The organism is Plantactinospora endophytica, assembly GCF_016862915.1.
GTDB lineage: Bacteria > Actinomycetota > Actinomycetes > Mycobacteriales > Micromonosporaceae > Plantactinospora > Plantactinospora endophytica.
Map to the genome: position 1 here is coordinate 543,075 of NZ_BONW01000016.1, position 24,549 is coordinate 567,623.

Sequence of the window (24,549 nt, forward strand, 5' to 3'; positions counted from 1 at the left end):
CAACGACACACCCACGCGGCCACTATTGATCGGTGGATACGGGCCGAGTTGATCGGTTTGGCAGGCTAGTCGTTGATTTCGGTGGCCAAGGTTTTGGCTTCGAAACTACCCAGGCGTTGGAAGATTGACAGCGCGCGTCTGAGGTCGTCCTGTCCGTCGGCGGAATTCGTAGCTTCGGCGCATCGGCCCAGACCTGCGAGAGCGCGCGCCTCTTCCAATGGATTGCGCACCTCGCGGGCGAGGTCGAGGGCGAGGCGGTGGTGTTCGCGTCCCTGCCCTGGATCGCCAGAACTCAGAAGCATGGACCCGTAGTGATTGAGGACCTCGGACTCGCCATTGCGGTCGCCGATATCCCGGAAAATAGCCAATGCCTGTTCCAGCAGAGTTCTGGCCAGCGGGTAATCGCCTGTAGCAGACCGCACGGCGCCTAGCTCGCCGAGCGCAGTGGCCCTTCCCAGTTCGGCGCCGAGGTCCTGGAAGACTTCTATGGCCTGCTCCAGCAACTCAGTGGCCTGCGCGTAGTCATCCGTTAGGCGGTGCAGGTTGCCCAATCCAGCGAGGGTGTAGGCCACGCCGCCGCGGTCACCCAGATCGCGCCGGATGGTCAGGGTCTGCTCCAGTAGAGCAGCAGCCTGCGCGAAGTCGCCGGTCACTGCGCGAACATGTCCGAGTTGGCCGAGGCTGTAGGCCTCGCCGTGGCGATCACCGAGCTGGCGCCGGATGACCAGCGATTGCTCCAGCAGCTCGATTGCCAGCGGGTAGTCCCCGGTCTGCCGCCGTAGGTACCCGAGCTCAGCGAGGGCCCATGCCTGGCCAACGCGTTCGCCGAGTTCCCGGCGGATGCTGAGCGACAGTTCCAGCAGCTCGATAGCCAGCCGGTAGTCGCCGATCAGACGCCGCAGGACGCCCAGCTCCCAGAGGGTGTATGCCTCGCCGGTTCGATCGCCGACGTCTCGGCGGATCGCAAGGGCGCGCTCTTGTAGTGCAGTGGCCTCGGGGTACCTGCCGGTGGCACGGCGCAGAGCGCCCAGTTCGCCGAGCGTGGTCGCCTCGCCGTTGTGGTCCCGGAGTTCCTCGAAGATGGAGAGAGCCCGTTCCAGCAACGCGCTGGCCTGCGGGTAATCGCCGGTCCTCAACCGCACGGTGCCGATTTCGCCGAGCGTGTAGGCCTCGCGGCTGCGGTCTCCGAGGACGCGGAAGATGGCCAGCGCCTGTTCGTGGAGGGCAGTGGCCCCTTGATAGTCGCCGATGCGTCGCCGGAGCGTGCCAAGTTCGCCGAGTGCTGCGGCCTCGCCGCTCTGGTCTCCGAGGGCGCGGAAGGCGGCAAGTGCCTGTTCCTGGAGGCGAGTAGCTTGCGGATAGTCGCCAGTGACCAGTCGAAGGGCGCCGAGTTCGGCGAGGTTCCAGGCCTCGCCGCGTCGATCCCCGAGTTCCCGCCGGACGGCCACGGCCTGTTCCAGGAGGCTGGCCGCATCCGTCCAGGGGCCATCTCGGCGCAGGAGTGTGGCAAGACTGGCGGCGAGGTCGACCAGTCGGGTGCGCTGCTCGGTTCGCTGGGCGTGTTGCAGGCAGGCGACGAGGTTGGCGCGTTCGGAGCGAAGCCACGTCATCGCGGCGGCGCTGCCGGGCAGGTCGGGGATGTGGATAGCCCCTGCCGGCTCGTGGGCGCGTGGTGGGGGCGCATTGCGGCGGGGTAGCTGAGCATCCGCCAAGGCGGCGGTGTACTGGTAGTAGTCCAGCAGCCGGGCGAGCGCCTCATCGCGTTCGGCTGAGGTGGTGTGAGTACGTACGTAAGCGGCGACCAGATCGTGCAGTTGGTAGCGGCCATGCGCGGGTTGGTCTATCAGACGGTAGGTATGTAGGTGGTGCAGATGCCGCCGTACGACGTCCGGGCGCAGGTCGGTTAGCGCCGCAGCGCCATAGACATCGATATCGGCCCCCGGAGTCAGGCTGAGCAGCCGCAGCACGCGTTGTTCGCTGACGTCAAGGCGCTGATAGGACAGATCGAACGAAGCGACGACTCCCGGGTCGGGGCCGTCGACGTATGCATCGATGCCGGCCAGCCGGTCCTGGCTTGCCTCCAGTTCGGCGAGCAGTTCGGCGATGCTGATGCCGTCGTCTGGGTCCATACCCGCGGCCACGATGGCGATGGCAAGCGGCAGGTATCCGCACAAACGGACCAGTCCCACCACCGCCGGCTGCTCGTGGGTGGCTAGGGCGCGGGGGCATACGCGTGCGAACAAGGCCACCGCGTCGGGCTCAGGCAGGAGCCCGAGGAGCATCATGGTGGCGCCGTAGTCGCGTCGCAGGCGGGTCAGCCGGCGCCGGCTGGTAACCAGGACCAGGCAACTGGCCGATCCGGGCAGCAGTGGGGCGACCTGGTCTGCGGTAGCGGCATTGTCCAGCACCATCAGGAACCGCTTGTCGGATGTCCGGTCACGCCATTTCGTGGCCCGTTCTTCCAGGCCGTCGGGGATCTGGTCGGCGGTCATCCCGGTAGCTGACAACAGGGTGGCCAGGGCATCGGCCGGATCGACGGGGGCGTGAGCTGGCGTGTGGGCATGTAGATCGACGAACAGTTGCCCATCGGGAAAGCGGTCGGCAACCTTGTGTCCGACGTGGACGGCCAGCGCCGTTTTGCCCACTCCCGGCATGCCGTCGACCGCATGAATGGCCACGACCCCACCACCACCGTCACGGCCGATTACGGTATCGGCTATCCCTCGAATCTGGTCTTGCCGGCCGGTGAAAGTGGCGATGTCCGCCCGCAGCGCACGCGCGACTCTCACTGGCGCCGCGACCGGCAGGGCGATGATCTGCACCGTTTGGTTGAACTGGTCACCAACGAACTGATTGAAGGTGCTGGCGCCGTGAGAGGCTCCGTGCAGGTGCGTGCTGCCGCGCGGGTCGCGCGGCTCGGCCGATGCGGGCGACTCGGTCAAGGTCGGATGGTGTTGTGTTGGTCGCCGACGAACTGGTTGAAGGTACTATTATCGCGAGATTCACCACTCATCGTGATCTGTCCGATACGCGCCCGGTCGGCGGGCGCCAGCATCGGGAGTAGCGTCTCGTTCAGGATCCGCTGCAGCTCAGCGGCGAGAGTCGGGTCGTCGAACAGCAGTTCTTGCAGCCGGCCCTGCCACACTGCGGCCAACGCCCGCTCGCCATCGGTCCGGTCCGCCTCGCGGGCGTCAAGGATGCGCTGGCGCAATGTCACCAACTCGCCGTCGATGGCCTCCGCCCCGGAGTTGCGCCGCCGCCAGAGTTCGGCAACCGCGGTGCGGGCCCATTGCCACGTGTCAGTCGCCATGGCCGCGACCAGGGCCGAACCGAACGCCGCAACGACTGGATCCATGAGCGGTCCCTCTCATCCGGACAAGCATGGTGCCCAGAACGATAGTGGGCTACACCAAGGCGCGACCATGCTCCGTCCGGCGGTCTGTCTCGATACGACCGGCGTGCTCCTAGACCAAGGAGCGTGTTCTGGCTGAAACCGATCGCAGCGGCTCGCCGTTCACCCAGTATTCGCAATTCTGCTGAAAGCCGGGGAGTTACCGGATAAGGCTCGAATGCTGAGAGGATCTTGCCAACCAGTGGGCTCATCGGCGATCAGAGTCCTTGATCAAGTGCACCCTCGGGCAGTTCGGCCAGCAGGAGCCGGAGTGCGCCGGCCGCGTCGTAGGCGCGGCCGTCACGCGTTCGCACCACGTAGCGGTCGGGGGTCGCTACCGCGGCGACCACGGGAAGATCCAGGCTGTACGGCCAGTGCTGGTTCCTGCTGAAGCACAGGGTCCAATGGCTGGTGTACGGGTGCAACGCGCGTAGTCGCGGTTCGTGGAACGCCAGGGCGAGAAAGGAGCGCAGCCGGATGCCCTGCGGTTGTGCACAGTGGTTCTCGTACAACCACAGCCAGCTCGACTCGCGGCGGTCGCCGCGTTCGCGTGCCTCGGCCAAGGCTACCGAGCCGAGGAACGGCCACACTGCCGCGACCTGTCCCGGCCGGGTCCCGGACAGCCACGACCGGGCCGCGTCGGCCGCCGCCGCCAGGTCCGGAGCGTAGCCCTGGAGGAGGGTGTACCGGCCGGCGCGTAGCGCGAGGTGGAATCTCCGCTGCCACGGGCTCAGCAGCAGGTCCGCGCGCAACTCGCCACTTTCCACCCGCGTCGTGCGATGAGGATTTCCGCCCTCCCGCGTGGTTACCCGAAGTGGTAGCGCCATCCGGTCGAACTCGGCCTGCCACGCGCGACTCGCGCCGCCCACCGCGACGATCTCCGGGTACCAACGCCCCGCCTCACCCCAGACGTCATGTGCATCAGCCACCGCTCGATGATGCGTGGGCGCCGCGCGCCTCTGCCACACCAACGCCGCACGTCGGTTGACGCCTGGTCACCGACGACGAAACCCTGGCGACCGGCAGCGACGGCCGCCCCCGGCGACCGGCTTCCGTAGCGGCCGGGCAGGGGGCCCGTAGCCAGCTCGTTGGGTCACCAGGGTTCGACGCCCTCGGCACCGAAGAACCCACCGGTCGGCCCGTCGGGTCCGATCGTGGCGTACCGGACCACGATGTTCGCCCCCTCGGCTGCGCTCAACTGTCCCTGGTGCCCGTTGAGATCGGTGGCGCACCACCCCGGGTTGACCGCGTTCACCAGGATCTTGTCCGCCTGCAGCTCCTTGGCGTACTGCACGGTCAACGAGTTCAGTGCCGTCTTGGACGGCACGTACGTCGCTGACGGCGGCATGACGTCCCACTCGCCACTGGCAGCGCGCTGCAGCGACCCCACGGAACTGGACACGTTGACGACCACTGCGGCGCCCGACCGGCGGAGCAGCGGCAGCATCGCGTTGGTGACCGTGAGAACGCCGAAGACGTTGGTCTCGAACACCGACCGCAGCCGGTCCAGGTCCATCACCGACGGCTGTCCCGGACGTCCGCCGGTGATTGCCGCGTTGTTCACCAGCACATCCAGCCGGCCGTACTCGTCATCCACCCACCTGGCCGCCTCGGCCACCGATGTCACGTCGGTGACGTCGAGCGCCACCGGATGCACGTCCAGGCCGTCGGCGCGCAGGGCGGCCACCGCGTCCGCGCGTCGTTGCTCGTCGCGCGCGGCCAGCAGCACTGTCATCCCTCGCCGCGCCAGTTGCGCGACGACCTCCCGCCCGATCCCTTTGTTCGCGCCGGTGACCAGCGCGATCCGCCCGGCCGTCCCATCCTTGTCAATCATGTCCACAGCCCATCAGGAGCCGGCGTGACGATCCATGACCGGTTGGGTCGGCAACCGATACCCTGCGGGTATGGAACGGCTGGAGACCCGCGAGTTGGCCTACTTCGTCGTCGTTGCCGAGGAGCAGCACGTCGGTCGGGCCGCCGAACGCCTCGGCATGGCTCAGCCACCGCTGTCCCGGGCGATCAAGAAACTCGAACGTCGCATCGGCGTCCCGCTGCTCGAACGCGCTGGGCGGGGCATCCGGCTCACCACTGCCGGCGAGGTGCTCAGGCGGGAGGCAGGCAAGGTGCTCGACGCCGCGGCCGCCGCCGGCCACCGCACCCGCCGCGCCGGCGAGACCGGACCACGGCTGGTGCTCGCGATGAAGCCCGGCGCCGACGCGGGCATGCTCCCGGACATTCTCGCCGCGTACCGGGCACAGCCCGCCGCCGCCACCGTCGACGTCCACGTGTGCGGTGTCGGCGAGCAGGCTGGCCTGTTACGCGCCGGCGCCGTCGACATGGCGCTGATGGTCCTGCCGTACGACGATACGAGCGGCTTCGACACCGAACTGCTGCGCATCGACGGGCAGATCGCCATCCTGCCGGCCGGTCACCAGCTGGCCGGTCGGCCCTCGGTCCGCCTCGACGACCTGCAGGGCGAGACACAGCCCCGCTGGCCCGGCATGCCCGGCACCGGCCCCGTCGTACGTGATGCCGCCCAGTTGATGCAACTGATCAGCCTGGGCGAGACAATCGCGATTGTGCCCGCCGCCGCCAAGGCGCACCTCCGGCACGACCTGGTCGCGGTACCCGTCCTGGACGCCGAACCGATCTCACTGGTACTCGCCTGGCCGGAGCACACCCGCTCCGCCACCCTCGCCACCTTCGTCCGTACCGCCGCCGAGGTTGCCGCCGATCAGCGGCCACGGGACCGTCTCACCGGCGGTGTCTCCGGTGACTCGGTCGGACGACGACGGATGGCTGACTCAGCCCTCTTGCGCTCGAAATGATGCGGACCAGGGCGGACGACCGCCGGAACCGGCGTCTGGCTATCCAGGTAAGTGAGCCGATCGCTCGGTCTGCGGGCTCTGTCGCTTCACTCAGACCGTAAGGGAGAGGCCCTGCCGCAACGTGTCGGCGGCGATCCGCGTACACCGGAGCAGATGGCTGTCGCGTGCCGGCCGCAACTCGGTGATGGTCAGCTCGAACCGTGCGTCGTCGCGCGACTGCTGGTCGACCGACCGGGCGGCCAGCACCAGCGGCCACTCGTCGTCGAGCCACAGCATCATCTTCCGGGTGCTGTGCCGGGAATAGTTCACCAGCAGGCGCGAACAGCGGCGCCCGGCGATCCGTTCGTGTCCGGGCAACTCCTGAACCTGGATGTCCTCGTTCTTGCTGAACCACGAGGTCGGGGCAGCCACCATGCCGGCCGGCTCCCGCATCCAGCCGGCCTCGTCGGTATGGATGCGTACGTCACCGTCCACCACTGCGGCCTGCCTCTCGGCGTCGCCCACGAGACGGGTCGTCCCGATCGGCTGCTCGAGGAACCACTGCCGGTCGGGCAGCCGGGTCAGAAGAAAGCTGCCGTGCTGCGGCTCGGCGAGCGGCGGCCGATTGGTCCAGGTGCCGTACAGCTCCAGAGCCGGGATCTCCGCGGACCTGAGCAGCCGCTCCGTCACACGTGCCCAGCTCACGACCCTGCCCACTTCCTCCACCATGCGGGGAGAGTACCGGACGACGCCGGTCGCCTACGGTGCCCGCGAACGGCCGCCTGCCAGCGCGCCGTCCAAGGCTGACCTGCGTTCACAGCAAGGGAGGCGGTCGTTGTCTGAATCCGCTATCGCGCATCCCGGCGAGCGTCAGTGGTTCGAGGTGTTCCGCAGCCTCGGCGTGGTCTGCGTACCCGTCCCGGACGCGCCGCCAGTTACCCTGCTGATCGCCTGGCCAGCGGGAAGCCGCAGCGCCGACCTACGCAGGTTCGTCCGATCGGCGACCACGGTCGCGGCCGGCCGACCGACCGCCGTCACGTCCTAACCCGACTCTGCCGGCGTCGCACACCTGCGTCGTCAGCCGTGGTGCGGCGACCGCCTGCGATAGGGGTTCGGATAAGGGTTGGCCCCCCTCTGGCTCCGCTCTAAATTGATGAATACGGTGTGGTTTCGACACCGAAGTCACCCGAAGTAGCAATGCCGCTCTTCGAGGAGAGGCCATGCGCGATTCCAGCGGAATGTTGCCGGGAAAGCTCCTTGTGAGGGCGTGATGAGTCGTCCTGCCTTCCGATTCCTGCGGGCAGTGCTGCGCCTCTGGGTCGAGGGGCTCAGCAGGCTTCCGGCCCTCCTGGCACCGATGGCGCCGCCGATCGGGGCCGGGTCCGAGCGGGTGAGTGACGCGGACGCGGCGGACCGGGAGACTCCACCGCACGTTCCGGCGAACCTGCCGTCGGGTCATCCGGAACGGATGCCGGCCAATCCGTTCGCCTTGACCGCCTTGGAACGAACGCTGTGGGACGACCTCCTGGCGGCGGACATCGACGTGCGAACCGGTCACCCGCAGGTGGACCGCACCGCCGACGAGCGCCGTGAACAGTCGCGGGAGCCGCGTGAGTAGTCACGTGACCAGACTGAGCTGCGCGGACGTCGGCCGTCGTGGTCAGGCCGGCGTCCGTCGCTGCGGTGAAGGTGTGCCGCATGGTGGCGCATCCCCCCGCGACGTCGTGGGAGGATGCGCCACGTGGCGTCAGCCCGGGTTGCCAGAGGTGTCGAGTGCCGGCAGCAGCCGGGTGTCTCCGTAGTTCTTCAGCACGAGTTGCCGGGAGACTTCGGCGAGCCGGCGCGCCTTGTCCGGGTCGAACGTCTTGATGCCCAGGTCGACCTTCTTGCTGCGGTCGATGGCGGTGAGGCGCTCGGCGGGCGGGTTGTCGATCAGCTCGACCATCGGGGCGATCGCCTTGTCGACGGGCTTGGCGGCGACCTTGCTCAACAGCGTGATGATCGTCCGCACCGGCTCCTTCACGTCGCCGATGCTGCCGAGGGTGGCCGTGAAGCCTGGGTGGTAGAGGACGTACCGGGCCTTGCTGCTCGGCTGCTCGGCGAAGGCGCGGCCCAGCAGGTCATTGGCCCGGCCGCACTGGGCCTGCGCGCGAAGCACGCTGTAGCGCCGCTCGGCCTGTAGATCGTCGAAGTTCACCGAGCCGACCTTCAAGCCGGGGGAGGCGAAGTTGATGATGACGGGGTTGTCGGCCGCGTCGAACTGTTCCCGTAGGCCGTGCCCCAGCAGGTAGCGGCTCAGGTAGTACAGGCTGAAGGTGAATTCGAGTCCCTCCGCCGACTCCCGTCGCTGCGGACTCTGTCGGTTGGCGCACAGCACGAGCGCGTCGACGGCCGGATGCTCGGCGGCGATCTGCCCGACCACCTGCTCGACGGTCGCGATGGAGCTGAGGTCGGCCCGCAGGAAGTGGAAGCGGGAGCCCGCACCCAGCCGAGCGGCCTCGGTCGCGACCGCCGCTCCCTTGGCTTCGTTGGTGCCGATCGCCACGACGGTGTCGCCGCGTTCGAGCCGGGCGAGGGCCGTGCCGCGCCCCATGCCGTCGGTCCCGCCCGAGATGACGATCGTCTTGCTTCCAGGTTGCTGCAGCATGTCGGCTCCTGTGAATACCGTTCGTTGCGAAGGCACGCACCACGGATGGGTTCCAGGTGTGCCCTGAAATTGTGGTCCGTTCTGCCGACCTTGGAAAGAAGGCACACTTGTGTGGGATACGTACCTCGGTGTTCCTTCCCTGTTGAGGCCGTCCGTGTCCCGGCGTGGGCGTGGCTAGGGGTGCGGACAAGGGTTGTCCGTGCTGCGGTGCGCGGTAGCGTCGACCCGGTATCCGGGGATCTCTCGCAAGGGATGTGGAGAATGGGTCGCTTCGCCTACGTCAGTACTTCCGGTCGGCAGCCCGAGCCCGAGGAGAAGGATATCGAGATCACCATCACGACGCCGGACGAGATCTGCCGGGGCGATATTCTCAACATCGAGGTCACTCTGTGGACGCTGGAGGGTGTCTTCAAGGACTTCCCCACCCGCGACATCAGAGGCGAGGTCACCATCGTGGTCGGCGGGGCGGAGGAGCGGGAGCTCGTCGCCGTCGGACTGACCAACGCCAACTACGTCTTCAAGGGCAAGAACGTGCTGATGACCGGCGGGCACGCGGAGTTCGTACCGGTGGAGGCCGGGACCTACACCTTCGCGCCGGACGAGATCACGGTCACCACGTCGGACTATCCGCTGCGGAGCATCCCCAAGCAGCCGCATTCCCCGGACAGTAAGACCACCGTGACCTGACAGCGGTCAGGGCAGCAGGTCGACCCGGCCCATCCCGGACAGCAGCCGCTCGGTCTCCGCGTGGAGCCGGGCGGCGTCGGACGGGTCGTAGCCCGGGGCGAGCAGCCGGCTGGTCATGCGGACAGGGCGGGTACCGCGAAAGGCGCTGAGCCGCTCGGCGGGCGGATCGGCCAGCAGCCGTAGCAGCGGGGCAACGCCGGCCTCGACCGGCTTGCCGCGCAGGGTCAGGGCCGCGAGGGCGAACAGCCGCCACGGATAGCCGAGCTCGCGCTGCAGGTTGGTGCGTACGACGTCCGGGTTGAACAGTACGTACGGGATGTCCCTCGTGTCGGGTCGCCGGGCGAAGGCGACGCCCAGCAGGTCGGTGGCGCGGCCGGCCTGGGCCAGCGCCCGCAGTCCGCCGCCACCGGCCCGGAACTGCAGGTCGTCCCAGCGGATTCGCCCAGCCGGAGTGCCGGTGCCGCAGACGTTGACCACCAGTGCCCGATCGGCCCGGCGCAGGTGCGGGAGCAGGCCGTAGGTCAGGGCGAAGCGGCTCAGATAGGTCAGCGCGAAGTTGCGTTCGACGCCTTCGACGGTGTGTCCGAGCCGGGTCAGGTAGCGCTGGGCGCACAGCACCAGCCGGTCCAGCCGGTCGAAGCGGGCCCGTACGGCGTCGACGACCCGGCTGTTCTCGCTCATCAGCCGCAGGTCCGCGCACAGAAACGTTGCTCGCCCGGAGGCGCCGACCTGGTCCGCCGCAGTCAGGAAGGCATCCCCTTTGGCCTGGGTGCTGCCGACGACCACGACGTGATGACCGTTGGCCAGGGCGTCGAGCGCCACGACGCGGCCGACGCCGTCCGTGCCGCCGCTGACAAGATGGTTCGCCATCGGATTTTCCTGACGTCGTCCGGCCGCATTACCACCGCAGTATTCGGTGGTAGGTCTCGCCGGGACACCCCTATGCGGCCCCTAACAAATGACGGATGTGTTCCGGCGCACGTTACGATTTCTTCGCCCGGCCCTTTTCTGCCGGCATGAATGGTGATCGGACGAGAAAGCGAGCGCTTCATGCTGCGTGATGTCTATCTGGCCGGGATCGGTTCGGCCCTGCCGCCAATGGAGTCGGTCGACGCGGCCGTTGCCGCAGGGCGGTACGAGGCGGAATTGGCGGCGAGGACGCAACAGGTCTCGGTCACGGTCGCGCCCGACGGGACGGAGTCGCCGGATCTGGCCGTCGACGCGGCACGGCTGGCACTGCGGCGGGCAGGGGGAAATCCGGCACAGGTCGCGATGCTGCTGCACGGCATGTTGGCCCCACCCGTCGCCATGTGGCACGGCGCGGGCTACATCCATCGGCAGCTCGGCCTGCCGGCCGGCGGGTGTGCGGCGACCGACCTCGACGCCGGATGCGCCACCGCCCTGATCGGTCTCGAGACGGCCTCGGCATACCTGCGCAGCCGCGACGAGGACGAACTCGCCGTGGTCACCGCCGCCGACTGCTGGCGGCTCCCCATGGTCGACCGCTGGCGCACCGCCGCCTGTCCGTTCGGGGACGGCGGGGTGGCGGTGGTGCTCTCTTCCCGGGGCGGGTTCGCCCGGATCGCCGGCGCGGCGTCGCTGAGTGAGCCCTTCCTGGAGCCGATCAACCGAGGGTACGACCCGTTCACGGCGGACGGCGCCGGGCACACCAGGCCGATCGTCCTGCGGGACCGGGGCGGCCGGGGCGACGACAAGGTGGCGCAGTGGAGCGCGGTGGTGAAGGCCGTGCAGGGCGTGGTGTCGGAGGCGGTCCGGCGGTCGGGCATTGACATGTCGCAGATCGACCACTTCGTCTGCCCGTTCATCGGCTACGAGCAGATCGCAAAGCAGTTCCTCGAGCCGCTGTCGTTCGACATGGGCGCGGTCCCGTGGGAGTTCGCCCGCCGGGTGGGGCACATCGGCGCGGCAGACCCGTTGGTGGGGCTGGACCACCTCATCCATACCGAACGCGTCTCCTGGCGGTACATCCTGGTGCTGGGTGCGGGGCTGGGCGGCATCTTCAACGCCATGGTCATCGAGAACACCGAGGCATGACGGAAGGGCCCGGATCCGGGAGTCTTGCGGATCCGGGCCCCGTGCCGCTGCGGGAGCGGTCAGCTCCCGATGCTCTGCGGGTGGGTGAAGACGCCGGTGGGGTCGTAGGTTTTCTTCACCTCGACCAGCCGATCGTAGTTCTCGGCGTAGTAGGACCACTTCCAGTCGTCCAGCGTCGGGTCCGGATAGTTGACGTAGGAGTGCCCGTTGGAATGGGGGTCGAGCAGGGCGAAGCCCTGATCGGTCCACTGTTCGGCGGCGGTGGTCTCCTCCTCGCCCGGCGTCTCGTTGTCGCCGACGAGGGTGTATTTGACCAGGAACTGCGCGTCGCGATGCGGGTACGCGGTCTCGGTCGCCGCGACCCGGTTGGCGGCCCCGCCGAGCGCGGTCAGCGCGAAGTAGCGGAACTGGCCGGCCCGGCGCTCGTCGTCGAAGACCGCCAGAGCCTGCTCGGTCAGCGACCGGCTGATCGGGTCGGTGAAGAGTCGGTGCCGCTCGCGCAGGAACCCCTGCCGGGGCAGCATCGCCTCGGGGGTGGTGCCGACGCGCCGGCGCTGGCCGGGCGTCATGCCCTCGCAACGATAGAGCTTGAGCATGGCATCGGCGTACGGTAACTCGTCGGCCTCGACGGATACCGGTGCGGCCCCGGCGGCGCGACACAGTTCGGCCAGGGCCTCGTCGAACCGTTCACGCGGTCCGGCGTACCCGCCGTGCAGCATGACGAACGGGACGGCGCCCGGTGCCGCGTCGGGCAGCACCGAGCCGATCTCCGAGGCGAGTTCGGCCGGGCCGTCCACCATCCAGTGCTGCCACTGGTGGAGGACGTCGAGCGCGTGCTCCCAGGCCCAGACCACGGTGAAGTTGACCAGGCGCGGCACCTGGACGGGGGTCACCTCCAGGTCGACGACGATGCCGAAGTTCCCACCCCCGCCGCCGCGTAGCGCCCAGAAGAGGTCGGGTTCCCGGTCTGCCGAGCAGGTCACGACCCGCCCGTCGGCCAGGACCAGCCGGGCGGAGACGAGCCGGTCGCTACCGACGCCGTGGCTGCGGGTCTGCCATCCGAGGCCGCCGCCGGAGAGGAAGCCGGCGGGGCACACGGTCGGGCACACTCCGGTGATGACCTGACGATCGTGCGGCGCCAGTTCGAGTACGACGTCGACGGCCTGCGCGCCGGGGCCCATCCGGACCGTACGGTCGGTCAGCCCGACGGCGTTCATCCGCGACAGGTCGACGACCAGCCCGGTGGTGGTGGACCAACCGGCGAAGTTGTGGCCGCCGCCACGCGCGGTGAGCGGTAGGCCCTCGTCGCGGGCCAGGGTGAGGCACGCCCGCACGTCGTCCTCGTCGGCGCAGTACGCGACCGCGGCCGGATGGACGCTGTCGAACTCGGCGAGCTGCAACTGCCGTGCGGTCCGGTAGGCGGCGTCGTCGGGTAGCACGAGTTCCCCGGCGAGGCCGGCGCGCAGGCGTTCCCAGTCGACCATCAGACGACGGTGGTCTTGCTGTCAGCCGGGTTCGGGTCCTTGGGGACGCTGGTCAGCGGGTAGTCCGACGTGGCGACCGTGATTTCGCCCGGTGCGAAGGTGTAGGTGCCCGGCTGGGTGGGGGTGATCTCCGCGTGGCCCCCGGTCAGCAGGACGTTCTTGCCCGCGAAGACGTGGTTGGTGTTGGTCAGACCGACCGCGACGACCTGCTGCGTCTCGGGGCCCTCGACGAGGATGACGACCTTGCCCTTGATGTCGCCCACCGGGCGGTCCTTGATGGTGCCGTGCAGGGTCCGCAGGGTGACCTCGATGTTGAGCGTCTCGCCCGTACGCACCTCGTCCGGTGTGGTCACGGTGATCTCGATGTCGCTGAGCACGGGCTCGGGCTGGCGGGTGGAGCTGCTGTAATAGGCGAACCGACCCATAATTGGTTTCCTCACCGTAGGCGGCCAGTTGGTGTGGGCTTTCCGTCGCGGTACGCCAGAATCGCGATTCACGTGGCGGAACCGTGCGACGGAGCATCGTGAAAAACGCTACCGACGGGCAAGGTATCGGCAACCCTTAGCCGTTCTTTAGGGGTGCTGCGGTGGAGCGGCGGCCGGCCGGAGCCGGCCGACGCGACGCCGGGGACGGCGCGGAGTCAGGGGTGGATATAGGGGTTCTGTGCCACTTGCGGCGGGGTAGCGTCCGCTCCATCGCCGTATCTCCGGCCCGGGTGCCGGTGAAAGGACGGGCCGGCTTGAGCGCGACAGGACGGGCGCGGCGCTGCGGCGCCGCAATGATGCTGGCGGCAGTGGTGGCGCTCGGCGGGTGCGGGGACGATCCCGCCACCTCGGCCGGCGGCAGACTGACGTACGCGATCAACCAGGAGCCGTTGTGCCTCGATCCGCATGTGGCCAGTCAGTCCGTGACCACCGCGGTCGCCCGGCCGGTGGTCGACTCGCTGGTCTGGCACGACCCCGACACGGGCGCGCTGCGCCCGTGGCTGGCCACCTCCTGGACGACCTCGGCGGACCAGCTCGGCTGGACGTTCGTGCTGCGTGACGGGGTGCGGTTCAGCGACGGAACCGCCTTCGACGCCGAGGCGGTGCGGGTGAACCTCGACCACGTCGTCGACCCCGCGACCAAGTCGCTGGGGGCCGCGTCGATCATCGCGCCGTACTACCGCGACACCCAGGTCGTCGACGCGCGGACGGTCACCGTGCGGTTGCGGCAGCCGTTCGCGTCGCTGCCGCTGCAACTGTCCACGGTGGCCTTCGGCATGCAGTCGCCGGCCTCGCTGGCCAAGGGCGTCGCCGCGACCTGTGTGAGCATCGTCGGCTCCGGGCCGTTCGTGATGGAGGGCGGCTGGCGCAAGGGGCAGGGCGTCGACTACAAGCGCAACGACGCCTACGCCTGGCCGCCCGAGGGCGCCGCGCATCGCGGCCCGGCCCGGCTCGACAGCCTGCACATCAAGCTGATCACCCAGGACGCGGCCCGGATCGGTGCGCTGACCAGCGGCCAGGTGGACGTCGTCGCGCGGGTGCCGGCCCTGGACAGCAAGCGGATCGAGAGCAGCGCGCGGGTGCTGCGGGCCGAGGCGCCGGGGGAGAACTACAGCCTGTACCCGAACACCGCGTCCGCGACCTTCTCCGACGTCCGGGTCCGGAAGGCGTTCCGGGCCGGAATCGACTGGGACACGCTCGTGCAGCGGCTGTTCGCGGGGGCCTACCGGACGGCGTTCGGCCCACTGTCCCCGGCCACCCGGTTCGCCGCCGCCGACGAGGACACCGCGGTGCCGTACGACCCGGCGCTGGCCGCGAGGCTGCTGGACGAGGCCGGCTGGAGCGCGCGGGACGGGGAGGGGTACCGGGTCAGGGACGGCAAGCGGCTGACCGTGCGGTACTCCTCCTCGCGGGCCGCCGAGTCCGCGGAGAACATCACTCTCAGCGAGCAGGTGCAGGCCGAGGCACGCAAGCTCGGCTTCGACGTACGGATCGTCGACGTGCCGATCAGCCAGGTCATCAACAACGCCCAGAACGGCACGTACGAGCTGATGGGTACCGGATTCGCGGGGCCGGACGCGGACGTGCTGCGCAAGTTGTTCGGCAGCGACGGCGTCGCCGTGCCCGGCAGGATGGGTTCTAACATCGCCAAGTACCGCAACCCGACGGTCGACGCGATGTTCGTGGCGGCCCAGCGCACCACCGACGAGGCCCGGCGCGCCGCGACCTACGCCGAGGTGCAGCGGCAACTCGTCGAGGACGCCGTGGTCTTCCCGGTGTACGCCGCCAACACGGTGATCGCCACGTCCCGCTCGGTGCAGGGCGTCACCTTCGACGGCGAGGCGTCGCCGAACTTCTACGCCGCGACCCGGACCCGATGAGGCGCGCGTCAGCCCGGCTCGGGCACGCGCTGCTGGTCCTCTGGGGCGCGCTCACCCTGACGTTCCTGGCGCTGCACCTGGGCCGGGGCAGCGTGGTGGACGCGATCGTGGGCAACAACACCCAGGTCACCGACGAGGTACGGGACCGGATCGCCCGTGAACACGGGCTGGGCGAGCCGCTGTGGTGGCAGTACCTGAGTTACCTCGGACGGTTGCTGCGCGCAGACCTGGGCACCTCGTACCAGTTGAACATGCCGGTCCGGGACGCGATCGCCGCGCAGTTGCCGCCGACGCTGCAGTTGATGGGCGCGGCGACCGGCATCGCCGTACTGACCACCCTGGCCGTGGCGGTGGCGACGACGCGGCGTCCGTCGTGGATCCGTGGGCCGGTCACGCTGCTGGAGGTGGCCGGGGTCGCGTTGCCGCAGTTCTGGTTGGCGATCCTGCTGCTGACCGTCTTCTCGTTCGGGCTGCACTGGTTCCCCGCGTTCGGCGACGGACCGGCGTCGCTGGTGCTTCCGGCGGTGGCCCTGGCCGTACCCATGGCGGGGGTTCTGTCGCAGATCCTGCGGGACGGCCTGGAGCGGGCGTTGGAGCAGCCGTTCGCGACCACCGCCCGGGCCCGGGGCCAGGGGGAGCGCGGTGTGCTGCTGCGGCACGCGTTGCGTCATGCCCTGCCACCGGTCGTGACGCTCTTCGGCCTGCTGCTGGGCGGGATGATCGGTGGCACGGTGGTGGTGGAGCGGGTGTTCTCGCGGCCCGGGGTCGGCGTGTTGCTGCTCAACGCCGTCACGGGCAAGGACATCCCGGTCGTGCTCGGCGTGGTCGCGCTGACCGCCGCCGGCTATGTGACGCTGAACGCGCTCGTCGACCTGCTCTACCCGGTCCTCGATCCGAGGCTGAGGGCCGCCGGCCCGGCGCCGGCCGTCCCCGGCCTCCGTGTGGAGGGTTGACCGGTGGCCGTCGCCGATCTGCCGTCGGCCGAGCTCGCCGTCCTGAGCCGGCGCCGTCCGCGTAGCGCCGGACCGGTGCTCGCCGGGGCGTTCCTGGCGCTGCTCGCCGTCGCGATGATCGCCCCGGAACTGCTCGCGCCCGGCTCGCCCGACGCGACGTCGACGGCGGACATCCTGCGCCCGCCGAGCGCGGACCACCTGTTCGGCACCGACCAGAACGGCCGCGACATCTACCGCCGAATCGTGTACGGCGCCCGCGACTCGGTCTTCGTCGGGCTGGCGGCCACGGCGCTCGCCCTGGTGGCGGGAGTGCTCGTCGGCGCGTTCGCCGCGCTCGCCGGACGAGCCGCCGACAGCGCGGCGATGCGCCTGGTCGAGGTGCTGCTCGCGGTGCCCGGCATGGTCACCGCCCTGCTGGTGGCCGCGGCGCTCGGGCCCGGCTCCGGCACCGTGGTCCTGGCGATCGCGGTCATCGGTGTGCCGCCGTACGCCCGGATCGTCCGGGGGCAGATCCTGCGGCTGCGCGGCTCCGGCTTCGTCGAGGCGGCCGTGGCGCAGGGACTGGGGCCGGTCCGGGTCGCGTGGCGGCACATGATCCCCAACGCGCTGCCGCCGGTTCTGCTGCTCGGCACGATCGGTACGGGCGCCGCGATCGGTGCCAGCGCCGCCCTGAGCTTCCTCGGGCTCGGCCCTCGGCCCCCGGACCCGCAGTGGGGTGCGATGCTCCAGCAGGGTCAGGACTATTTCGCGGTCGCGTGGTGGACCGCGACCGTACCCGGGGTGGTGCTCACCCTGACGGTGTTGTCGGTGACCACCGTCGGGCAGTATCTACAACGTCGTTTCGAGGGCCGGGTGCCCGGGTGAGCGCCGTACTGACCGTGCGGGACCTGACGGTCTCGTTCGACTCCGGCAGGCGTCGGGTCGACGCGGTACGCGGGGTGTCGTTCGCCCTGGAAGCGGGCAGGTGCCTGGCGATCGTGGGCGAGTCCGGCTCCGGCAAGAGCGTCACGGCCCGGGCCCTGCTCGGCCTGGCCGGCGACGGCTCCACCGTCCGCGCCTCCACTATGGAACTGGACGGGACCGACCTCACCCGGCTGCGGCCCCGACAGTGGCAACGGCTCAGAGGACGCGTGATCGGGCTGATTCCTCAGGCGGCGCTGGTCGCGCTCGACCCGCTGCGCACCGTCGGCCGCGAGGTGGCCGAGCCGCTGCGGCTGCACCGCACGGTGCCGGCCAGCGGGGTCGGCGACCGGGTGATCGGACTGCTCGGCGCCGCCGGTGTGCCCGCGCCGGACGTCCGCGTCCGACAGCGTCCCGGGGAACTCTCCGGCGGCCTGCGTCAGCGGGTGCTGATCGCCTCGGCGATCGCCTGCGACCCGCGTGTCGTCATCGCGGACGAGCCGACGACGGCGCTGGACGTCACCGTGCAGGCGCAGATCCTGGAACTGCTGGCCGGGCTGAGGCGGACGGGCACCGCGATGCTGTTGATCAGTCACGACCTCGCCGTCGTGGCGCGGCTGGCCGACGAGGTCGTCGTGATGCGCGGCGGCCGGGTCGTGGAGCGGGGTCCGACGCGGCGGGTGCTCGGTACGCCGGAGCACGAGTACACCCGGATGCTGCTCGACGCGGTGCCCGGGGCCGGCCGTCCGCCGCCGCTGCCCGATGCGGCGGCGCGGCCGGTCGTGCTCCGCGCCGAAGGTCTGGTGAAGACGTATCGGCTGCCCGGTCGCGACGGGTCGTTGCGGGCGGTGGACGACGTCTCGCTGACCTTGCGGGCCGGGGAGACGCTCGGCGTGGTGGGGGAGTCCGGTTCGGGCAAGTCGACGCTGGCGCGGCTGGTGACCGCGATGACCGCGCCCGACGCCGGCCGGGTCGAGCTGCTCGGCGGCCGGTGGCACGACCTGGGCGAGCGGGAGCGGCGCGGGCGGCGGCGGGAGATCCAGACCGTGTACCAGGACCCGCTCAGTTCCTTCGATCCCCGGCACACCGTCGGCCGGATCCTGCGGCACGCGCTCGAGGCCGCCGGGGACCGCAGTCGTACGGTCGGGGACCTGCTGGAGCTGGTGGGTCTCGATCCGGAGTTGTCCCGGCGGCATCCCTCCCGACTCTCCGGCGGCCAGCAGCAGCGGGTGGCGATCGCCCGGGCCGTGGCGGTGCGGCCCCGTGTGGTCGTCTGCGACGAGCCGGTGTCCGCCCTGGACGTCAGCGTCGCGGCCCAGGTGCTCCGGCTGCTGACCGACCTACAGCGTGAGCACGGGTTGGCGTACCTGTTCATCTCCCACCACCTGGGGGTGATCCGCGAGATGAGTCACCGGGTGCTGGTGATGAAGGACGGCCGGGTCGTGGAGTCGGGTGCGACCGACGAGGTGCTCGACGCGCCGCGCCATCCCTACACGGCGTCGTTGCTGGCGTCGCTTCCGGCACTGCCGCCCCGGGAGCCTTCTACCGGGGGTGTCCGCTCGGCACAACCCCTATCTACGTCGTAGACCGAGTCGGGTACGTCAAGGGCGGGGCAGGGGTGGTGGGCGGCGCCGCGCTCCGATCACATCTGGGGAATGGGTGTGCTGAGGATATTGGCGGTGTCGGGATCGTTGCGCCGGGAGTCGTACAACTCCGCCCTGCTGACGGCGTTGCCGGCGCTCGCCCCGGCGGGCATGGAGTTCGACCGTTTCACCGGCCTGGGCGAGGTGCCACCCTACGACCAGGACCTGGAGGCCGATCCGCCGCTCGCGGTGCTCCGGTGGCGCGCCGCCGTCGAGGCGCACGACGGGATCGTCCTGGCGACCCCCGAGTATCTCCGCTCCATGCCGGGCGTGGTGAAGAACGCGATCGACTGGGCGTCGCGTCCGGTGCACGCGCCGCCGCTGAGCGGCAAGGCGGTGCTGGTGCTCGTGGCCACGCCGGGGCGGGCGCTCGGTTACCGCAGCCTCGGCGACGCGCAGAGCCTGCTCACCGGGCTGCGCAACATCGTGGTGCCGGCCCCCGAGGTGGTGATCAACTCGGCGGAGACGGCGCTCGTCCCCGACGGCGACGCCTGGCGCCTGACAGACCCGCTCTCCGCCGCGTTCATCAGGCTGCAACTCGGGCTGCTGGCCGACATCCTGGAGTCGGGCATGGCGCGGCTACTGGAGGAGCGGTTCCGGGCGCGCAGCGCCGAGATCACCGCCGTGCTCGCCAAGGCGGCCGGTAACGGCCGGTGACCGGGGCTCGCGCTTTAGGGGTTATCGGCCCCACCGCGTTCACCTACGTTCGATGCCGGGCCGATCCGGTCCCGTACACCGAAGCCATGGAGGAACCATATGATCCGCTCCCGCGCGCTCACCGGGTTCGCTGCCATCGCCGTAGCCGTACTCGGAGTCGTCTCCACCACGCAGCCTGCGGCGGCCGGCGAGTCGGGCACCCAGCCCGTCATCACCGGGACCAGCACGGTTGCCTACAACTGTGTCGAGGAGCCCTACCCGGGCGGCGACACCACCTTCGACGTCACCTTCAGCGCGCCGTTGGCGGTCCGGGTGGGCTCGAAGGTCACCCTGCGCGCGACCGTCAAGGCCACCGTCACCATTCCGATCGACGTTCCGGCGAACGGTGTCGACGGCTCGGTCGAGGCGCTGCTCAGCGGCTCGCAGAGCGGCGTCGTCACCGCCACCGGGCTGACCAACACCGCGATCGTGCCTGCGGGTGAGCTGATGACGCTCACCGGCGGCACGGCCACGGTGACTCCCACGGCGCGCGGCGTCCTGCGCTTCACGCCGGGTGTCCTGGAGTCCACCAACTGGCTGGGCCAGCACCTGGTCTGCACGCCGACCGCGACGCCGGCGACAGCCATCTTCATCCTCGTCGGGTGACGACCGGCCGCCCCTGACACTGCCGTTGCGGTACCAGGGGCGGCTCAGGGGTCTCGCCTTCCGGGTGTCTTGTTAGCTTCGGCGCGATCGGCCGTCGGCGACGGCGGGCGCCGCGCCGCGGATCAGGTCCGCCGGCTGCTGGCGGCCTGGAGAGGAGAAGGGTCCGACTTGCGGCAGGACATCGTTCCCGACCCGCGCCGCGTGGGTGAGCTCTACGACCAGATCGACAACAAGGGCGTACTCCACTTCGGCTACTGGGACAGCCTCGACGACGACACACCCCTGGAGCAGGCCGCCGACCGTCTCACCGACGTCGTCGCCGAGAAGCTGGAGCTGGTGCCGGGGGCCTCGCTGCTGGACGTCGGCTGCGGGCTCGGTGTCCCCGCGCTGCGTATCGCCGCCCGCGCCGAAGTCGGCATCGTGGGTATCACGGTCAGTGCTGAGCAGGTACGCCGGGCAGGCGAACTCGCCACGGCGGCCGGGCTCGGCGACCGGGTCCGGTTCGAGTTGACCGACGCGATGGCCATGCCGTTCGCCAACGGTTCGTTCGACGCCGCGTTCGCTCTGGAGTCGCTCATCCACATGGACCGCCGGGCGGCGCTGCGCGAGATCGCCCGCGTGGTCCGCCCCGGTGGCCGGATCGTGCTCACCGACCTGTACGACCGCACCGGCGGCACGGCCGGCGAGGACTCGATGATCCACGTTCTTGCCCGGCTCTGGCTGATGAGTCCGCTGATCGGCCGGAACGACTACCTGAGCCTCGCCGCCGGTGCCGGCCTGGAGGTGGTGGAGGTGCTGGACGTCAGCGAGAACGTGCTGTGGAAGACGCTCCAGCAGCTCGGCGAGCGGATGACGGCCGGTGACCGGAGCCTGGTGCCGGACGTCGTCGTGGACGGTCTGGACGACCAGCGGCGTACGGAGATGACGACCGCTCCGGCCGTCCTGGGCGGCGAGCGGGACATCGGCTGCCTGCTGGTGACGCTGCGCCGGCCGTAGCGGCACAGGCAGCGCCCTGCCGCCGGTCGGCGGGTACGGCGGATCGCTGGTCCACAAGGTGGGAGGAAATGACTGTCGCGTCGAATGGACCAGGGCAGTTGTCGGGCGCGGTGGGGTGATGTAAACAATTCGTTTCTTGGCTGGCGAGGGACCTGTCGGGCCTCCACAAGGGATGCTTGTGTGCCCGGTGGATCTAAGCGAAGTGCTTCTATGTCGGATAGCGGTTGTGTACCGACGGGTAATTTCGGTTGACGGCACTGTGATCGACTGTCGGTTGTGGATCCCGGGGGCGTCGGGCGTACCGGCGGCTCCATGTCGGGGCTGTGACCTGCGGCTCACTTGCGGGTATCGATGCCGTAACCATCCGGTGGTAGGTTCGCAGCAGTCTGTATCGCTTCGGGTAGGGCGTTCCCGGACGAACGGCCTGGAGTTGAGGTCGTGCGCGAGGGTTCGCGGCGGTGCACTCGGCTGTGGGAGAAGGCATGTCGCCAATGGTCGATCGGAATCAGTATTCGGATCTTCTCGATGCTATGTTCTCCGATTGCGTCGGGGGAAAGGGTGGCGTTCTGGTAGTCGCGGGGGCGGTTGCGACAGGGAAATCAATATTGCTGCAGGAATTTGCCAACCGAGCACTTGAATCAGAAGCACTCGTACTCAGCGCGAACGCGTCCCGTGCGGAGCGGGCATTGCCGTTCGAGACCCTTGCCCAGGTCTTTCAACAGTTGGCCCGCTCGCCGCACCACCGCGACGAGGTCAATCGGCTGGTCAGCTCCGAGGTCGCCGCCATGGTGATCGCCGGCGCTCCCGCCCACGACATCGAGCGCGAATACGCCCGGGTCTTCCACGACCTGTGGCGGATGCTCTCCCGGGAGACGGCCCAGCGACCGGTCGTGATCGTCGTCGACGACGTGCACCACGCCGACGAGAGCTCCCTGCGCGGGCTGCTCTACCTGGCCCGGCGGGTCAAGTTCGCCAACTGTCTAATCGTGATCTCCGAGCAGGTCGGGCTGCCGCACAGCCAGCACCCCCTGCTGCACGCCGAGCTGTTCAACCAGTTGCACTGCCGTCGCATCCGCCTCGGCCCGCTCACGCCGGCCGGTGTCCGCGATCTGCTGGTCTCCCGTGGCCTCGCGCCGGAGGACGTGGCGTCGGACCTGGCCACCCAGTGCCACGCCCTGACCGGCGGCAACCCGTTGCTGGTCACCGGCCTGCTCGACGACCTCGCCGCAGCCGGTGCCTCCGGCGCGCTGCCCGCCGTCCAGCAGTTCGTCAACGGCGCGTTCGGCGAGGCGGTCATCTCCTGCATGCACCGCAGCGTTCCGGAGGTGCAACGGATCGTCACCGGGGCCGCCATCCTGAAGATGCCGACGCCGGAGAGGCTGGCGGCCCTGCTCGGCCTCGACGAGGGCACGGTCCAGCGGTGCGAGCCGACGCTGGCAGGAGCCGGCCTGACGTCGGACTGGTGCCAACGTCACCCGGCGATCCGGGAGGCGGTACTCGCCCAGCTCAGCCCACGGGAGAGCGGGCGACTGCACATCCGCGCCGCCGAACTGCTGCGCGACGAGGGGATGCCGAGCGAACTGTCCGCGGACCACCTGCTCGACGCCGGCGTACCCCTGCCCGGCTGGGCGGTGCCGGTGCTGCGTTCCGCCGCCGAGGACGCCCTCGCCGACGGCCGCCCCAAGGACGCTGTCCGCTGCCTCGAACTGGCCCGCGAGACCACCACCGACGCCGCGGAGCACGCCGCGATCCTCGCCCGGGTCACGCTCATCGAGTGGCGCGAGAACCGGCTCCTCGTGGAGCGGCGCTTCCCGCTGCTCCTCGAAGCGGTCGACGCCGGGCAGCTCGGCTGGGCCGACACCGCAGCCCTGGTGTACCTGCTGCTCGCCCACGGCCGCGTCGGCGAAGGCGAGAGGGTGCTCGAACGGCTCGCCGGCCGAGCCGCCCCGGCCGCCGTCGCCGAAACCTGCGGTGGGCTGCTGCGCGCCTGGCTCGTCGTCACGTACCCACGGTTGGCCGCGCACCTGCCCGCCGCCCTCGTCGACGGTGCGGCCACCGGCGCGATGCCGCAGCAGGGACCGGCCCGGGCGGCGATCGAGATCTGCGCCGCCGTACAGCAGGGCGAACTCGACGAGCGGTGCCTGCACCATGCCGAGCACCTGTTGGAGAGCTGCGACCTGGAGGACGCCACCCTGGCGCCGACGGTCATCGCGCTCGCTGCGTTGATCTACGCCGACAGGCTCGACGTCGCCGCCCGGTGCTGCGACGACCTGATGCACCGCGCGGCCGTCCGGGGTGCCGTCACCTGGCAGGCGGCCTTCGCCGCCTACCGCGCCGAGATCGCGCTCCGACAGGGTGACCTGGCGCTCGCGATGCAGCATGCGCAGCAGGCGCTGTCCAGCTCCGACGCCGACGGATGGGGCGTGATCGACGGCTGGGCGAAATCCGTGCTCCTGCTCGCGGCGACCGAATCCGGCAGGCTCGACCGCGCCGGCAGCGTCGTCCTGCAACGACTGCCGGAAGCCATGCTCGAGAGCCGGGCCGGCGTGCACTACCTGTACGCCCGGGGCCGGTACTTCCTCGCCCGTGGCCGGGTCCACATGGCACTCGACGACTTCCGGGTCTGCGGCGAACTGCTCACCGAGTGGAAGCTCGACCTGCCGGGATTCGTTCCGTGGCGGCTCGGAGTCGCCGAGGTGCACCTGCGGGCGGGCGAGACGGAGCAGGCCCGGCAGCTCGCCCAAGCGCAACTCGACCTCGCCCGCGATGTCAACCCACGGGTCGCGGGCATGGCGTTGCGGCTGCTCGCCGCGACCGTCTCCCGGCACACCGACCGGATCAGACTGCTCGAGGAGGCCGACGTGGCGCTCTCGGCGACCCGCGACCTGCTCCACCACGCCAAGGTCGTGATGGACCTGAGCCGGGCCTACACGCGCGCCGACGCGCTCGACGCGGCCCGCCTCGCGGAGACCCGGGCCCGCGACATGGCGCGGCAGTGCGAACTCGGCGACCGGGGAACGGCGGCCCTCGCCGAGCCGCCGTGGCCGGCACCCGGTACGGCGCGGGAACGGGTCGCGCCGGGCGAGACCACCATCCTGGAAGATCTCAGCGAGTCCGAACGGCGGGTGGCCGCCCTGGCGGCACAGGGACACACCAACCGGCAGATCGCGCGTCGCCTGTTCATCACCGTCAGCACCGTTGAGCAGCACCTGACCAGCACGTACCGCAAGCTGAAGGTGAGCCGGCGGGCAGACCTGCCGGGCAGCCTGACCCTGGTCAGCGTCGAGGGCTGAGCCGAACCGGCGGGCGCGACGAGTGT

Annotated in this window: 22 protein-coding genes; 13 read left to right on the forward strand and 9 right to left on the reverse strand. The window is 70.0% G+C overall.

All coding sequences use genetic code 11. The features are described 5' to 3' along the window. Nucleotides 1-65: 65 nt before the first annotated feature. The 4 genes from Pen02_RS18245 to Pen02_RS18260 all read right to left on the reverse strand — a co-directional run bounded on the left by Pen02_RS18245 (nucleotide 66) and on the right by Pen02_RS18260 (nucleotide 5,225). Nucleotides 66-2,942, reverse strand: coding sequence for a tetratricopeptide repeat protein (locus Pen02_RS18245; RefSeq protein WP_203867244.1), 2,877 nt, complete (start codon nucleotides 2,940-2,942; stop codon nucleotides 66-68). Beyond that, a complete protein-coding gene (locus Pen02_RS18250; RefSeq protein WP_203867245.1) occupies nucleotides 2,939-3,355 on the reverse strand; it encodes a hypothetical protein in 417 nt (138 codons plus the stop codon). Before Pen02_RS18250 ends, Pen02_RS18245 begins: the two co-directional genes overlap by 4 nt. Before the next feature lie 254 nt (nucleotides 3,356-3,609). Then, a complete protein-coding gene (locus Pen02_RS18255; protein ID WP_203867246.1) occupies nucleotides 3,610-4,320 on the reverse strand; it encodes a DUF6193 family natural product biosynthesis protein in 711 nt (236 codons plus the stop codon). Between the two features lie 164 nt (nucleotides 4,321-4,484). Beyond that, a complete protein-coding gene (locus Pen02_RS18260) occupies nucleotides 4,485-5,225 on the reverse strand; it encodes an SDR family NAD(P)-dependent oxidoreductase (RefSeq protein WP_203867247.1) in 741 nt (246 codons plus the stop codon). 70 nt (nucleotides 5,226-5,295) lie between these two features. Here Pen02_RS18260 and Pen02_RS18265 point away from each other — a divergent pair, with 70 nt between their 5' ends. Beyond that, nucleotides 5,296-6,219, forward strand: coding sequence for a LysR family transcriptional regulator (locus Pen02_RS18265; protein ID WP_307837720.1), 924 nt, complete (start codon nucleotides 5,296-5,298; stop codon nucleotides 6,217-6,219). 90 nt (nucleotides 6,220-6,309) lie between these two features. On the opposite strand, the gene Pen02_RS18270 is transcribed toward Pen02_RS18265, so the two are convergent. Beyond that, nucleotides 6,310-6,903, reverse strand: a complete 594-nt coding sequence (locus Pen02_RS18270; RefSeq protein ID WP_203867248.1) for a hypothetical protein — start codon at nucleotides 6,901-6,903, stop codon at nucleotides 6,310-6,312. A gap of 130 nt (nucleotides 6,904-7,033) precedes the next feature. On the opposite strand from Pen02_RS18270, the gene Pen02_RS18275 reads away from it, so the two are divergent. Beyond that, nucleotides 7,034-7,243, forward strand: coding sequence for a hypothetical protein (locus Pen02_RS18275; protein ID WP_203867249.1), 210 nt, complete (start codon nucleotides 7,034-7,036; stop codon nucleotides 7,241-7,243). Between the two features lie 312 nt (nucleotides 7,244-7,555). Continuing rightward, on the forward strand, nucleotides 7,556-7,816 hold the full coding sequence (locus Pen02_RS18280; protein ID WP_203867250.1) for a hypothetical protein: 261 nt from the start codon (nucleotides 7,556-7,558) through the stop codon (nucleotides 7,814-7,816). A gap of 129 nt (nucleotides 7,817-7,945) precedes the next feature. On the opposite strand, the gene Pen02_RS18285 is transcribed toward Pen02_RS18280, so the two are convergent. Continuing rightward, complete coding sequence (locus Pen02_RS18285; protein ID WP_203867251.1) at nucleotides 7,946-8,845, reverse strand: SDR family NAD(P)-dependent oxidoreductase; 900 nt, start codon at nucleotides 8,843-8,845, stop codon at nucleotides 7,946-7,948. Between the two features lie 261 nt (nucleotides 8,846-9,106). On the opposite strand from Pen02_RS18285, the gene Pen02_RS18290 reads away from it, so the two are divergent. After that, on the forward strand, nucleotides 9,107-9,532 hold the full coding sequence (locus Pen02_RS18290) for a hypothetical protein (RefSeq protein WP_203867252.1): 426 nt from the start codon (nucleotides 9,107-9,109) through the stop codon (nucleotides 9,530-9,532). Between the two features lie 6 nt (nucleotides 9,533-9,538). On the opposite strand, the gene Pen02_RS18295 is transcribed toward Pen02_RS18290, so the two are convergent. Next, entirely contained in the window at nucleotides 9,539-10,402 is an 864-nt protein-coding gene (locus Pen02_RS18295; RefSeq protein WP_203867253.1) for an SDR family NAD(P)-dependent oxidoreductase, read from the reverse strand. 180 nt (nucleotides 10,403-10,582) lie between these two features. Here Pen02_RS18295 and Pen02_RS18300 point away from each other — a divergent pair, with 180 nt between their 5' ends. Continuing rightward, nucleotides 10,583-11,587 carry a ketoacyl-ACP synthase III family protein gene (locus Pen02_RS18300; RefSeq protein WP_203867254.1) on the forward strand — a complete coding sequence of 335 codons (1,005 nt, stop codon included), beginning with the start codon at nucleotides 10,583-10,585 and terminating at the stop codon, nucleotides 11,585-11,587. A gap of 59 nt (nucleotides 11,588-11,646) precedes the next feature. Here the strand turns inward: Pen02_RS18300 and Pen02_RS18305 are convergent, their stop codons facing one another. Further along, nucleotides 11,647-13,071: an FAD-binding oxidoreductase gene (locus tag Pen02_RS18305; protein WP_203867255.1), complete on the reverse strand. Its 1,425-nt coding sequence runs from the start codon at nucleotides 13,069-13,071 to the stop codon at nucleotides 11,647-11,649. Further along, the gene (locus Pen02_RS18310) at nucleotides 13,071-13,496 is read right to left on the reverse strand and encodes a hypothetical protein (RefSeq protein ID WP_203867256.1); all 426 of its coding nucleotides are present in this window, start codon (nucleotides 13,494-13,496) and stop codon (nucleotides 13,071-13,073) included. The genes Pen02_RS18305 and Pen02_RS18310 overlap by 1 nt, the downstream gene beginning before the upstream one ends. Nucleotides 13,497-13,810: 314 nt before the next feature. Between Pen02_RS18310 and Pen02_RS18315 the strand changes: the two genes are divergently transcribed. The 8 genes from Pen02_RS18315 to Pen02_RS18350 all read left to right on the forward strand — a co-directional run bounded on the left by Pen02_RS18315 (nucleotide 13,811) and on the right by Pen02_RS18350 (nucleotide 24,523). Then, nucleotides 13,811-15,436, forward strand: a complete 1,626-nt coding sequence (locus Pen02_RS18315) for an ABC transporter substrate-binding protein (protein ID WP_203867257.1) — start codon at nucleotides 13,811-13,813, stop codon at nucleotides 15,434-15,436. Next, entirely contained in the window at nucleotides 15,433-16,389 is a 957-nt protein-coding gene (locus Pen02_RS18320) for an ABC transporter permease (protein ID WP_203867258.1), read from the forward strand. Before Pen02_RS18315 ends, Pen02_RS18320 begins: the two co-directional genes overlap by 4 nt. Nucleotides 16,390-16,392: 3 nt before the next feature. Further along, entirely contained in the window at nucleotides 16,393-17,253 is an 861-nt protein-coding gene (locus Pen02_RS18325) for an ABC transporter permease (protein WP_203867259.1), read from the forward strand. Beyond that, nucleotides 17,250-18,875 (forward strand): dipeptide ABC transporter ATP-binding protein, encoded by a 1,626-nt coding sequence (locus Pen02_RS18330; protein ID WP_203867260.1) that lies wholly within the window; start codon nucleotides 17,250-17,252, stop codon nucleotides 18,873-18,875. The genes Pen02_RS18325 and Pen02_RS18330 overlap by 4 nt, the downstream gene beginning before the upstream one ends. A gap of 93 nt (nucleotides 18,876-18,968) precedes the next feature. Beyond that, complete coding sequence (locus Pen02_RS18335; protein ID WP_203867261.1) at nucleotides 18,969-19,589, forward strand: NADPH-dependent FMN reductase; 621 nt, start codon at nucleotides 18,969-18,971, stop codon at nucleotides 19,587-19,589. A 99-nt stretch (nucleotides 19,590-19,688) separates the two neighbouring features. Then, nucleotides 19,689-20,234, forward strand: coding sequence for a hypothetical protein (locus Pen02_RS18340; RefSeq protein WP_203867262.1), 546 nt, complete (start codon nucleotides 19,689-19,691; stop codon nucleotides 20,232-20,234). Between the two features lie 168 nt (nucleotides 20,235-20,402). Beyond that, nucleotides 20,403-21,230 carry an SAM-dependent methyltransferase gene (locus Pen02_RS18345; protein ID WP_203867263.1) on the forward strand — a complete coding sequence of 276 codons (828 nt, stop codon included), beginning with the start codon at nucleotides 20,403-20,405 and terminating at the stop codon, nucleotides 21,228-21,230. 491 nt (nucleotides 21,231-21,721) lie between these two features. Continuing rightward, on the forward strand, nucleotides 21,722-24,523 hold the full coding sequence (locus Pen02_RS18350; protein ID WP_275413587.1) for a LuxR family transcriptional regulator: 2,802 nt from the start codon (nucleotides 21,722-21,724) through the stop codon (nucleotides 24,521-24,523). Nucleotides 24,524-24,549 lie beyond the last annotated feature (26 nt).

Coding starts and splice junctions, on each gene's coding strand:
- Pen02_RS18260 (WP_203867247.1), bottom strand. CDS start 5,225: ATGATTGACAAGGATGGGACGGCCGGGCGGATCGCGCTGGTCACCGGC.
- Pen02_RS18250 (WP_203867245.1), bottom strand. CDS start 3,355: ATGGATCCAGTCGTTGCGGCGTTCGGTTCGGCCCTGGTCGCGGCCATG.
- Pen02_RS18265 (WP_307837720.1), top strand. CDS start 5,296: ATGGAACGGCTGGAGACCCGCGAGTTGGCCTACTTCGTCGTCGTTGCC.
- Pen02_RS18290 (WP_203867252.1), top strand. CDS start 9,107: ATGGGTCGCTTCGCCTACGTCAGTACTTCCGGTCGGCAGCCCGAGCCC.
- Pen02_RS18305 (WP_203867255.1), bottom strand. CDS start 13,071: ATGGTCGACTGGGAACGCCTGCGCGCCGGCCTCGCCGGGGAACTCGTG.
- Pen02_RS18295 (WP_203867253.1), bottom strand. CDS start 10,402: ATGGCGAACCATCTTGTCAGCGGCGGCACGGACGGCGTCGGCCGCGTC.
- Pen02_RS18280 (WP_203867250.1), top strand. CDS start 7,556: ATGGCGCCGCCGATCGGGGCCGGGTCCGAGCGGGTGAGTGACGCGGAC.
- Pen02_RS18320 (WP_203867258.1), top strand. CDS start 15,433: ATGAGGCGCGCGTCAGCCCGGCTCGGGCACGCGCTGCTGGTCCTCTGG.
- Pen02_RS18310 (WP_203867256.1), bottom strand. CDS start 13,496: ATGGGTCGGTTCGCCTATTACAGCAGCTCCACCCGCCAGCCCGAGCCC.
- Pen02_RS18285 (WP_203867251.1), bottom strand. CDS start 8,845: ATGCTGCAGCAACCTGGAAGCAAGACGATCGTCATCTCGGGCGGGACC.
- Pen02_RS18350 (WP_275413587.1), top strand. CDS start 21,722: ATGGTCGATCGGAATCAGTATTCGGATCTTCTCGATGCTATGTTCTCC.
- Pen02_RS18340 (WP_203867262.1), top strand. CDS start 19,689: ATGATCCGCTCCCGCGCGCTCACCGGGTTCGCTGCCATCGCCGTAGCC.
- Pen02_RS18300 (WP_203867254.1), top strand. CDS start 10,583: ATGCTGCGTGATGTCTATCTGGCCGGGATCGGTTCGGCCCTGCCGCCA.